Below are 12,234 nucleotides of genomic sequence, written 5' to 3' on the forward strand. Positions count from 1 at the left end.
TATAGCAATTAAATTTATAGCTTCATTATTTAAATAATGTAGCGAATCATAAAAATACGATCAAGAACTCATTTTAAGAGTCTTGATCGTATTTTTATCTAGTTATTTAACTGTAACCAAAGTGTACTTTCTCTTACCCTTACGGATAATTACATACTTGCCATCAAATGCGCTTGAAGGATCAACATCAAAGTCAACGCTTTGTTCACGATCACCATTGACATAAATAGCACCATTCTTAATATCTTCACGAGCTTGACGCTTTGAAGGTTCAATCTTGGTATCAACTAAGAAGTCCACCAAGTTTTTCCTTTCTGAACCGGCTTCTGCACTTGGGGCATTCTTCAAGCCTTGCTCAATTTGGATTACTGACAAGTTCTTGATGTTGCCTGAGAACAAAGCATCAGTAATCATTTGTGCTTCTTTCAAACCAGCCTCACCATGAACAAATTTAGTAACTTCTTCAGCTAACTTTTTTTGAGCTGCACGTTTCCATGGTTCCTTTTCAGTCTTTTCAGCTAAGTCTTCAATTTCTTCACGGCTAAGGAAAGTGAAGTACTTGAGGTATTTAACCACATCGCGGTCATCTTGGTTAATCCAGAATTGGTAGAATTCGTAAGGACTAGTTTTTTCTGGGTCAAGCCATACGGCACCACCGGCTGACTTACCGAACTTGGTGCCATCTGCCTTAAGCATCAATGGAATAGTCAAACCAAAGGCTGGACGGTCAGCACCTTCAAGTTTGTGGATCAAGTCAATCCCAGCAGTAATATTGCCCCACTGATCACTACCACCGATTTGTAATTGAACGCCATCATCCTTGTTCAAGTGGTAGAAGTCAATAGCTTGCAAAATTTGATAAGTAAATTCAGTAAATGAAATACCATTTTCAAGACGACTAGCAACCACGTCCTTGTTGATCATGTTGTTAACTTGGAAGAACTTACCGTAATCACGCAAGAAGTCAATCAAGTTAATTTTGCCTAACCATTCAGCGTTGTTTCTGATTTCAAAGTTTTCGGTACCAAACAACTTTTTCATTTGATTAGTTAAGCATTCCTCATTGTGCTTAACTTGCGCAGCCGTTTGCAAGGTACGCTCAGTTTTACGACCTGATGGGTCACCGATTGCACCAGTACCACCACCGATTAAGATTACTGGGTGGTAGCCAGCCATTTGGAATCTCTTCAAGATCATGAATGGAATTAAGTGACCGATGTGCAGTGAATCGCCAGTTGGGTCAGTACCACAGTAAAGAGCCAAATCATCGTGTTCAGCTAAGTACTTGCGCAAACCTTCTTCATCTGTTTCTTGATTAATGGCGCCACGCCACTTCAAATCCTCTAAAATATCAAATTTTGCCATATTTTTTCCTCCAATAAAAAACGTCCCTTGAGAAAAATCTCAAGGGACGACTAAATTACATTATTAGCCGTGGTACCACCCACGTTCGCGCTATTGCGCCTTTAATAGTCTTTACGGGAACTACCCCCATCATGTACTTCATCAACATCAGCCTGCCTAGCTCACACCACAACGCTAGTTCTCTGAACACCGAACTGATTGATTACCTACGTTAAAATTATATTAACGTGATGGACGACTTTCGTCAACTGTTTACTTAATTTTTCGTTCTAAATTATAGCAAGAAAAAAGCCTGAGATTTCTCTCAAGCTTTTCTTTCAAATTTAATTACTTAACTTGTAGAAGCCCTTAGCCTTTAAACCATAAGCTTGACCAGCAGTCATATCGTATTGAACCATTTCGTAATCCTTCAAAAGTGCTTGTTGTTCTGAAGTCAATTTCTTAGGATCTACGAAATGACCCTTTTGATCAACTAATTGGAAGCCTTTATCACCATTAAAGTTAATAGTAATTGCAGGAAGCTTCTTGTGAACTTCAGTCAAAAGTGCTTGGTAAGGAGTTACCTTAGAATTGGTTTGTTCAAGCATCATAGCAGTGAAGTCACTAGTGTTGACGTAATTAGTGTTAGAAGTCAACTTGCTCTTAGCACCGTGTTCTCTTGCGTACTTGTTTGAGTAAATGAAGTAACGAGTTGCGTGCATTTGAACAGGATACTTAGAAGTATAGTTTTGTGACAAGATGCTTGGGTAGTGGTCACCGTAGAAGACAATAGTAATTGGCTTCTTAATCTTATCAATTTGACCAATAAACTTCTTTACAGCCTTGTCAGTGTATTGCGTACCCTTGATATAAGTTGCCATCTGTTCACGAACAGCAGCAGTATTGAAGAGCTCACCAGATACCTTACCCATGTATTCATTATTTGGATACCAGTTATTGTAAGGCATATGGTTTTGAATAGAAATTAAGTTAATGAATTGACCACCCTTCATGCTGTTGATTTGTCTCAAACCATTAGCATAACAAGTGAAGTCAGAGTTGTAAGTACTCTTACCAAGTTTCTTTTGATCAATGATCTTGTATTTAGAACCAAGGTAAACGAACTTGTTAAACTTAAATCTCTTGTAGTCTTCTACTCTTGAGTAGTAAGTACCAATGAATGGGTGAACAGCGGACTTGTAGTTGAAGTCCATACCAATAGTTGGGTAGAAGTCGTAGTTAGGTACGATCTGTACATATGGAGTCAAAGTTGACTTGAACATCCCCATGTTGAAACCAGTCAAAGTTTCCCATTCCATGTTAGCAGTACCACCACCGTAACCTGCACTAAGCATGCTACCGTAAGTAGATCTCTCCTTCATTGATTGAATAAACTTAACTGGGTTTGGAACCCTAGGATCAATCTTAATTGTTGGGAAAGTATATGGATCAACAAAACTTTCACTCAAGTTGTAGACAATCGTTTGATCTTTTAAAGTATTCTTTCTAGTCTTGTTAATTTCATCAGCAATCTTGCTGTACTTTTGATCCAAATGTTTGATTGTAGATTCTGAATAGTTATCAGGCTTATTCATAATCTGCAAGTCGAAGTAGTTCAAGAAGTTCAAGAGTGGACCGTTGATTTGAATATCACGTTCAGGGTTTCTGAATGATTGTTTGTTATCAAAACCACGGTTGATGTGATAAATCATGCCACCGTCATGGTTAAAGCGGATTGGTGTCATGAACAAAAGCAAGCTGAGCAATGCCCAGATTCCACGACGCTTCCATGAACCCTTTTTCTTAATTGGAAACTTGATTTCCAAGAAGACGCATAATGCAATGATAATTACCAAAGCAACAGCAATCATAATTACTTTTTGCTGACCAACCATTGGTAATAAGGTCTTCCAGTTAACAACTTCATCAATTTCGGTTGGGTAAATTGGTTCCCCACGAAGATTCAACTTGATCTTGTTAGCAATAGCCCAACCAATAACAATTACGCTGACTAAAACAGTTGAAGTCCAGTAACGCGTAGTGATGAAATAGAAGATTGCAAACATTGCATCAAGAAAGATAGCCGTTAATATAATGGCAAAGAACCTAGTCCCGAGCAAGAAGATGACAGCGTTGATATCAGTAGAAGTTGTAATTTGAATACGTAAGTTATCTGATTCAATTAAGAATGAGGCAAAACTTAATACATAGAACCAACCCCATGTAAGAAGTCTTACTCTATTTTCAACTACCCAAGCAGTGAAGTTCTTCCAAACTTCTTCAATAATTTCTGCCAGATTGTTGTGTTTATTCAAAAATGTAATTGCTTTCTTGACTGGTTTGAATCTAAACAAGTATTTTTCATATAGATAAGCCAGAACAAAGGTAACAATTAACATGATGATAATCATCAAAAACTTGTTAAAACCAGCACTACCAGTAAAGCGGAATGATTTTACAAATCCACCAATAATTGGCGCATCCATAAAGACTACTACTGGAATAAAGAAGCGCATTTCTTTAGCAGAGAAGCTGACGATTACTTTTCTAAAAATTAAGAATGCTGCAAGCACCATCAAGAATAAGAATGGTGATGTAATATTGCTTAAGAATTTTGGATTCCAAGAATAAACGCCGCTACGACCAGACAAGCGTTGGTACCAGTAAACACCGTTAAAGCCGGGAACACCAATGAACATTACAAAGAATGAAACTATTCCTGAAGCAACTGACCAGCCAAAGACTTTCTTAGGAATCTTGACGTTGGCTAAAAACATCCCCCAAGCAAAGTACAAGATCAAATAAATACCATAAATGGAATAATTAAAGATTATTGTACCTGCACTTGTAGCAAAACCAACTAACGTCAAAGCACTCAACAACAGTAAGTTTTGCTTAGCTGTAATACGGTGCTGCAACTCATATAGGTATGGTTGTGCTAACATGCTAAAGATTAAACCAGCCAGTAACACTGACGTACTTGTCAGCACTGGGAAGCAGACGCCCCAGAGTTTCCACATATTAAAACTACCTGGGCGTTTGAAAAAGTTAACCAAGTATAAAAGTACCAGTGTAGTAACAGCCATAATCCAGAATCTGAAAGCTTCAGTTGGATGAATCTTTCTCTTACTGTATACGGCACCAAAGACCATCGGTACAAGCACCATAGTGGAGCGACCTAGTAGTCCTGGAATGTATCTCATCAAGGTACTTAGTGGCAATCTGCCAAACGTCTTACCCCACGAGAACATCTGCACTAGCATAAAGAATGCCGCCAAAATTATACAAATAATTTGGACAACATTTAGTGATTTTTTCTTGTTAATCTCACTCATTTTCTAGTCTATGTCCTTACTAAAAATTCTTTTTGCCATTACTTAACTTTAATCCCCAACTTCTTCTTAATTGAAAATAAGATATCGACTCTCTTACCATGTCCCGTAAAGAAATCAACAATATCTTGCCAGAACTTGAAGACCATGATTAAAGTAATCACCACAAAGACAACTCCTGCCATTTGGCTATGCAAAAATTCATCAATACTGAATAAAAGCATAAACACTAAAGGCGGAATCGTCAAATTTTGCATAATTGCAGTTAAAACTAAAGCTACCAGCAAAGTTGCAAAACCCACGCGCCAATCATAAAAGACAGCCACTTGAGCCGCAACTGCAACGCCTTTGCCTCCCTTAAAGTGATCCCAAATGGGAAAACAATGCCCCAGGATTAACCCTAAGCCTGTATATGCAATATTAATATGAGCTGGAAAAGCAAAATAAACAATAAACAAGGCGATTAAACTTTTAAGCAAATCGCCGCAACATGTTAAAATGCCCCATTTCTTACCAAAAACAGCACCCATATTAGCTGTTCCTGGATTGTGTGAACCATATTCGGTAGGATTTATTTTTAAGAAAATTTCGCCCACAATCATTGCCGTCAAAAAATTTCCGAAGACATAGCCAATCAGAATCGCATAAATTCTATTCATCAATAACCGCCATCTCCGTAATAATCATAGATGTGATAATTTTGGATTTTATTACTCTTGAAGCTAAAGCCATTTGCAATATTCTGCTGATTTTGAAAAGTCTCATTATTATTAATATTTTCCTTTTCAAGACCTAATTCAGTTCTCGCAAGATTGGAAATTCTCTGTAATTCCTTAGTAGGCTGAACCTGATATGCAGCATCATGAATCATCGCATTATAACCATGAAGATAGTCACTAGATGAAGTATCGGCACAGCCACGATAATTCATTGCAATCTGTTGAAGAGCACTGAACGGCAAATTGGTTCGTACATTACTGGAAACTGATGTCAATATTGAATCTAAATTTGACAATGAACTAACAGATACTGCTTTTTTAATTAAAGTCATAATTACCTGCCGTTGTCGCGTCTGTCTACCATAATCACCTTTAGGATCATCATACCGCATTCTAGAGTATGCTAGTGCACCAGCGCCACCCATATGCGTTAATTTGCCCTTTTTAAATTTATAACCGCCATATTCAAAACTAAGAGTTGGCCTAATATTAATTCCGCCAACATAGCGAATCATCTTCATGATCCCACCCATATTGACTACAGCATAATATTTAATTGGCACATTAATTAACTCAGAAACAGTGTCCATCGACATCTTAGCTCCACCTAACTCATAAGCTGCATTGATCTTCTCAGTTTTGAAAGTATCTGAGCCAATCATTTGTGCCATAGTATCACGAGGAATAGATATCAAAGTATAATGCTTCTTTGCAGGGTTAACTACAGCTAAAATCATGGTATCAGTTCTACCACGTTTCTCTTTTCTGTCTAGAGCACCTGTATCAGTACCCATCAACAACACGGCGAACCTTTTTTTACCATTAAATTCACCTGTAGTTTTCACTGCAGTATGTGGATCATATGTCTTATCAACCGCATCTTTGGTTTTAAAATAGACAGAAGCAAAATATGCTATAGCTGCTATTATCACAACTAAAATAACAATTCCGGTAATCCATAGCCAAATATAATGATTTTTATATCTAAGATTTTGTACCCATTTATTACTAGGGCGATTTTGTTTTTTCTTCTCCATAAACCGTACCTATATGTAAATTCACATTGAGTGTATTATAACAAAAAAAGCAAATCATCGCTGACTTGCTTTCCACATCTTATTAAAATCGTTACTTATTTTACTTTAAAGTTATAGTCAAGGTAAAATTTCGATCACTTTCCGCCTCAAGTTTAACTTCATTAGTAGATGCAATAATCTTATTATCCGCCGTAGATAGCTTGAAATCAGTTGAAGCGATGCCAATTGTGTGATTTTCATTACTTAAACTAATTTGATTAATCCCTTCATCACTTGACCAACTAATTGGCAAAACAAATCCTAATGAAAATGGCATTTCCTTATGTGAAGAATTTTTTAAATAAAACGTTATTTCAACTTGGTTGCCCTCTAAAGCATAAGTTGTCATTACTTCAAAATGATACGGAAATACTTTATAACTTTCTGGCGTATCAATTAGGGTCAAACTCACTCGAGTATCGCCTTTATCAACGACAGTCCAAGGCAATTTACTGATCCAATTTTGATCTTGATCAATTACTGGAAAGGCAATTGCCATACCCTCTTTAGTCCCATTTTCACCAAGAAAATCATAGTTATCGGTTTCAGATACTAGATGTACCATCTTGGCTCCATTCTCATCGACAGAGACTTGAAAGAGAGAATTATCAATTGTTTGCATATTTTTCTCCCAACTTTAATTTCATGACAAAAATAGCACTTACAATGGGCAACTGTCAATTTTTAGTCAGCTACTGCCGCTTTAATGGAAACGGTTAAGCCGGCAACCATATCGCTTAAATTCATGGAAGGACGGCGCCCATTTTTTACTTGATCTGGCAAAAATGGAATGTGAATGAACCCAGCTTTTAAATTTGGGAATTCATGTCTCCGCATATACTGCACTTCATAAAAAAGATGATTGCAGACATAAGTACCAGCAGAATTTGAAATTTCGGCAGGAATACCTGCTTTTCTCATTGCAGTGACCATTTTCTTAATTGGCAATTGCGTAAAGTAGCCATCTGCACCATCTGCTTCGATCTTGCCTTCTTTTGGTCCTTTACCTGAATTATCAGGAGTAGAACCAGCCTGGAAATTAATGGCAATTCGTTCAGGAGTAATGGCAGCACGACCGCCAGCTTGACCTACGTTAATAACTATATCAGGACGTTCTTTTTCAATTGCTTCTCTAACTACCTTGGCACTTTGATAAAAAATTGTTGGTACTTCCAACTTAATTATCTGGTTGCCATCTATTTCATCAGGTAATTTCTTTACAGCTTCAATGGCAGGATTAATTTTTTCACCACCAAATGGATCAAATCCAGTAATTAAAATTTTCATATTTCCGCCTCTTTCTTAGAAAAAAATGGCAGTTTTTCTTTATTTATAATATAACATACTTGTTCCAAATATTATGAAATAAAAATTTAAAATATAATTTTTTGGAGCAAGTTGATAAAAAATGGCATCCCTTCTCTGGGATGTCTTTTTTTGTTCAAAAATAAAAGAACCTCGAAAATTCGAAGTTCTTTTTGTGTGAATAACCACTATTTAATTAGTCGTCCAACTTTTCCTTCTTAACAACATCCAAGTTTTCGTCGAAGGTGTAAACAACTGGTTCACCAGTCTTCATTTCGAGGTTCATGATGTCGTCATCAGAAATGTTTTCAATATATTTAGTTAAAGCACGAAGTGAGTTACCGTGAGCTGCGATAATTACGTTCTTGCCATCAAGTAAGTCTGGAGCAATGTGATCTTCCCAGAATGGCATTACACGGTTCAAGCAAACGTGTAAGTTTTCGCATTTAGGAATAATGTGTGGATCAAGCTTTGCGTAACGACGGTCGTGGAATTGACTAAATTCTGAGTTGTCATCAATTGCTGGTGGCAAAACATCGTATGAACGACGCCAAATATGAACTTGTTCATCACCGTACTTTTCAGCAGTCTTCTTCTTGTTTAAACCTTGAAGAGCGCCGTAGTGACGTTCGTTAAGTCTCCAAGTCTTAGTTTCTGGAATCCAAAGTTGGCCACTTTCTTCCAATGCATAATGCAAAGTCTTGATGGCACGAGTTAATACGGAAGTGTAAGCTTGGTCAAATTCAAGACCGTGTTCCTTGATTAAACGACCAGCCTTCTTAGCTTCTTCAACACCCTTTTCTGAAAGGTTAACGTCAACCCAACCAGTAAATTGGTTTGAAAGGTTCCATTCACTTTGACCGTGACGGATTAAAACTAATTTTGACATGAAAAATCTCCTTTTAAAATTCAATGTTTCACCCATATTTTACACATTTCGCAGTTTTTTTCATAGAGAAATGATAAAAAAACATCAATTTTTAGACATTGCTTTTATTTATCTTATTTTTTGTGTTAATTTAGAACAAAAATATAGAAAAAGAAGTGTAAGTCATGAAGAATAAGAAAATTTTCATTTGTTTAATTGGACTATTCGTATTATTACTAACAGGCTGTTCGTCTAGTAACAATAAGAAAAAAGACAATTCTTTGCCAAGTGCCAAAACAATTTTGACCAATGCACAGAAAAATAAATTTAGTTCCATGCACGTTAATTGGACTGAAGACATTGCTGGTAAAACCACGCAGGAGGCTGAAGCTCAATATGTAAAAAATCCGACTGTGATTTATGCCAATGTCTCTACAACTTCTAACCACTATAAAATGTGGATTGAAGGTAAAAATAACTACATTCAAATGAAGGGCACCAGTACTAATCGTTGGTTCAAGACCAAGCTAGCTAAAAATAGTACGTATTCGGTACTAACCGATAGCTTAAACAGCATGATCGTTCCTTTCATTGGTACCAGCAAGAATTTTAAAGTAAAGCAAAAAGGTAACAACTACGCTCTTATTTATAAAGGAAACAACAAAAAAATTTGGAATGCTATTATTTCTGATTCTGCTGTTACAGCTTTAATCGGCATCGACCTAGACAATGTCAAACCAATTAATAATGAGATTCAAATTGACGTAGACAAAAACTATGACATCAATGATGTAAAGGTAAGTTCAACTTACAAAGATGATGCCAAAAAAAAGACCTTTACTATGAATGCTGATCAAATTAACCAGATTGAAACTCTTTCTGTTCCTAACAGCATTAAGAAAAATGCAGTAGACCTCGGAAAATTAGATAAAAGCCATTAAGGTCAAAAGTTCGAATCCAATTAGATTCGGGCTTTTTGTTATAATAGATGCATAAATACACAGGGGGATTTGTTATGAAAGTAAAAAAAGTATTTATCGGTATTTCCTTAACTGCAGTATTTCTTCTTAGCGGTTGCAGTCAACAGCAGCAGAAAAAGGCAGAGCCTGTTTTAAACAAGACACAAGTAGTACAGAAAGCTAAAAAGAGTTTTAAGAGTGGTCAAGTTATTCAATCTGTTACTCTAGGAACTGATACTTCTAATCAAGTAGTTTTAGCTAATACTACCTTTGGCGGAAATTCTACCGTTTATCATATTACTAACCAAACTACCAGTAGCGGTAAAACTCAATCAAGTGAGGAATGGGTCAACCTTAACAACGTTTACATCAACGGTCAAGACACTTGGTACAAGGCAGATCTAGAAAAACTGACTGGTCACTCTTACGCTGAATTAACTGATGCGATTATGAATAATAAATTAATTTCTGATCCCAGTGATAAGTTAGTCAAAGTCTATAAGATGAAACGCAATAAAAGCACTTATACTTTAACTGCTAAGGTGACAGATAAAGTATTGATGAAGAAGGCAGCTGAACCAATCTTCAACACTACCCCACAGAGTACAGCTCAAGCCAAAATCTTTAAGCAAATTCAAAAATACGGTAAGTACAAGTACATGACAGTTAAGATGGTCGTTAAAAATAAGAAATTAGCTACCTTCAATGTCTTTGTTTACATGAAATTAGGCAAAATGATGACTGTTAAAGTTGGTCAAAGCTATGGCAACTTCGGCAGTCACGACTTCTTAAAAGTACCAGCTTCAGCAACCAATGCTAAGCCTTTACCAACTACCAAAAATAATAAGAAAAAATAATTAGGTGAAAAAATGAAATTAGGAATTGTCGGCAGCGGCATGATCGTTCATGACTTTCTAACAACCGCTGATCAAATTGAAAATCTTGAATTAACAGCTATTTCTTCTATCAAACGAAGTGCAAATATTGCCCGGGAATTAGCTAAAAAATATAATATCAAGAAAATTTACACAGACAATGAAGCAATGATGGCCGATCCAGATGTAGACACAGTCTACGTCGCTGTACCTAACTTTCTTCACTATGACATTGCCAAATTAGCTTTGGAACATGGTAAAAATGTCATTTGTGAAAAGCCATTCGTTGAAAGTACAGCCCAAGCCGAAGAATTGAAGCAGCTTGCAGACGAAAAAAATTTAATCATCGTCGAAGCAATTACTAACATTTATCTGGAAAATTTCAAGCAAATTCAAAAAGAATTGCCTAAAATCGGGCCAATTCACATTATTAACTTGAACTATACGCAATATTCGAGCCGTTATGACGCTTTCCTTGAAGGCAAGATTGCACCTGTTTTTGATCCGAAAAAAGGTGGTGGCGCCTTAATGGATTTGAATATTTATAATATCCATTTAGTAGCGGCATTATTCGGCTTGCCAGATCAAATTCAATACTATGCCAACATGCAAAAAGGCGTTGATACTTCTGGTATTTTGCATCTTTCTTATTCTGACAAACAAGCATCCCTCACCGGATCAAAAGACAGTTATGTAACGCCACGCTCATTCATTGAAGGCGAAAAAGGCAGCATTTACATTGATGGCTCTACTGGTGCACTAGATAACTTCACAGTCCAAATGCGTAACGAAGAACCACAGCGTTATAAATTAAATAAATATCCGCATCGCCTGGCTAGTGAGTTCAATGCTTTTACTAAGATGATTGATCATCACGATACAATTAAAGCAGATGAAGCTTTCAACCACACGCTGGAAGTAATGAAAATTTTAACCGCTGCTCGGAATTCAATGGAATAAAACATTATTCATAGAAATCAAAAACTACAATCTCAATTTGAGGTTGTAGTTTATTTTTTAGTCTTTTTCTAAAAGCCAATCCAAAATATTCATTTTCTGAATGCCATCATAGTCAGCATTTTTATTCAAAGTATCCATCGTTAATAAATACTTGGGATAAGAATCTTCAATTTGTTTCAACGGTCGCAACTTGCGTTGCAAAACTTTCTCATCTAAAGTGGTTAAAGCTACTTGAAAATATCTTGCTTCATTACGCATATTTAAAGCCACGAAATCCACTTCCAGTTTATCACTTCTACCTACATACACATGTAGATAGCGACGCTTCAATTCTAAAAATACAATATTTTCAATAATATGGCCATAATCTTGTTGATGATCTGGCAAAAGCAATCGTCTTAATCCTAAGTCAACTATATAATATTTACTATGAGCGCGTAAAAGCGACCGACCATGAATATCATATGGCTTAGCTTCGTACATCAACAAACTATTTAAAATTCCTTCAAGATAACGATCAATAGTCTTGTTATCTGCTGGAAGCTTCGCACTCTTGAGCGTATTTGCAATCTTATTTACTGAGATTGCACTTCCAATATCACCAAACAAAGCTCGAATTAATCGCTCTAAGACTGGCACATCCCGTACTTTAAGACGCGTAACAATACCAGTTAAAACAATTGTCGAATAGATTCCTTGCAGATATTCTAACCGTTCCTGCTCATTTTGAACAAACAGTGTGTACGGAAATGAACTCTCCAAATACTTATTAAATACGCGTGGTGCTAGTTAAATC

The 12,234-nt window shown here is 36.4% G+C and carries 11 protein-coding genes; 3 read left to right on the forward strand and 8 right to left on the reverse strand.

The genetic code is table 11. The features are described 5' to 3' along the window. Nucleotides 1–102 precede the first annotated feature (102 nt). The 7 genes from tyrS to FC57_RS09590 all read right to left on the reverse strand — a co-directional run bounded on the left by tyrS (nucleotide 103) and on the right by FC57_RS09590 (nucleotide 8,665). Nucleotides 103–1,365 carry a tyrosine--tRNA ligase gene (gene tyrS, locus FC57_RS09560; RefSeq protein ID WP_007126954.1) on the reverse strand — a complete coding sequence of 421 codons (1,263 nt, stop codon included), beginning with the start codon at nucleotides 1,363–1,365 and terminating at the stop codon, nucleotides 103–105. Between the two features lie 323 nt (nucleotides 1,366–1,688). After that, the gene (locus tag FC57_RS09565) at nucleotides 1,689–4,679 is read right to left on the reverse strand and encodes an LTA synthase family protein (RefSeq protein ID WP_007126955.1); all 2,991 of its coding nucleotides are present in this window, start codon (nucleotides 4,677–4,679) and stop codon (nucleotides 1,689–1,691) included. Between the two features lie 38 nt (nucleotides 4,680–4,717). Beyond that, complete coding sequence (locus tag FC57_RS09570; protein ID WP_007126956.1) at nucleotides 4,718–5,335, reverse strand: glycerol-3-phosphate acyltransferase; 618 nt, start codon at nucleotides 5,333–5,335, stop codon at nucleotides 4,718–4,720. Next, the gene (locus FC57_RS09575) at nucleotides 5,335–6,432 is read right to left on the reverse strand and encodes an LCP family glycopolymer transferase (protein ID WP_007126957.1); all 1,098 of its coding nucleotides are present in this window, start codon (nucleotides 6,430–6,432) and stop codon (nucleotides 5,335–5,337) included. Before FC57_RS09575 ends, FC57_RS09570 begins: the two co-directional genes overlap by 1 nt. Nucleotides 6,433–6,532: 100 nt before the next feature. After that, on the reverse strand, nucleotides 6,533–7,093 hold the full coding sequence (locus tag FC57_RS09580; RefSeq protein ID WP_007126958.1) for an aldose epimerase family protein: 561 nt from the start codon (nucleotides 7,091–7,093) through the stop codon (nucleotides 6,533–6,535). A gap of 62 nt (nucleotides 7,094–7,155) precedes the next feature. Continuing rightward, nucleotides 7,156–7,758 carry a pyroglutamyl-peptidase I gene (pcp, locus tag FC57_RS09585; protein ID WP_007126959.1) on the reverse strand — a complete coding sequence of 201 codons (603 nt, stop codon included), beginning with the start codon at nucleotides 7,756–7,758 and terminating at the stop codon, nucleotides 7,156–7,158. A gap of 214 nt (nucleotides 7,759–7,972) precedes the next feature. Continuing rightward, complete coding sequence (locus tag FC57_RS09590; RefSeq protein ID WP_007126960.1) at nucleotides 7,973–8,665, reverse strand: 2,3-diphosphoglycerate-dependent phosphoglycerate mutase; 693 nt, start codon at nucleotides 8,663–8,665, stop codon at nucleotides 7,973–7,975. 164 nt (nucleotides 8,666–8,829) lie between these two features. Here FC57_RS09590 and FC57_RS09595 point away from each other — a divergent pair, with 164 nt between their 5' ends. The 3 genes from FC57_RS09595 to FC57_RS09605 all read left to right on the forward strand — a co-directional run bounded on the left by FC57_RS09595 (nucleotide 8,830) and on the right by FC57_RS09605 (nucleotide 11,438). Then, on the forward strand, nucleotides 8,830–9,585 hold the full coding sequence (locus tag FC57_RS09595; RefSeq protein WP_007126962.1) for a DUF6612 family protein: 756 nt from the start codon (nucleotides 8,830–8,832) through the stop codon (nucleotides 9,583–9,585). A 74-nt stretch (nucleotides 9,586–9,659) separates the two neighbouring features. Then, a complete protein-coding gene (locus FC57_RS09600; protein WP_040530112.1) occupies nucleotides 9,660–10,460 on the forward strand; it encodes a hypothetical protein in 801 nt (266 codons plus the stop codon). A gap of 12 nt (nucleotides 10,461–10,472) precedes the next feature. After that, complete coding sequence (locus FC57_RS09605) at nucleotides 10,473–11,438, forward strand: Gfo/Idh/MocA family protein (RefSeq protein ID WP_007126964.1); 966 nt, start codon at nucleotides 10,473–10,475, stop codon at nucleotides 11,436–11,438. Nucleotides 11,439–11,495: 57 nt separating this feature from the next. Here FC57_RS09605 and FC57_RS09610 read toward each other — a convergent pair whose 3' ends face one another. After that, the gene (locus FC57_RS09610; protein ID WP_236253606.1) at nucleotides 11,496–12,200 is read right to left on the reverse strand and encodes an ATP-binding protein; all 705 of its coding nucleotides are present in this window, start codon (nucleotides 12,198–12,200) and stop codon (nucleotides 11,496–11,498) included. Between the last annotated feature and the right edge of the window lie 34 nt (nucleotides 12,201–12,234).

This window comes from Lactobacillus ultunensis DSM 16047, assembly GCF_001436305.1.
Taxonomy (GTDB): Bacteria; Bacillota; Bacilli; order Lactobacillales; family Lactobacillaceae; genus Lactobacillus; species Lactobacillus ultunensis.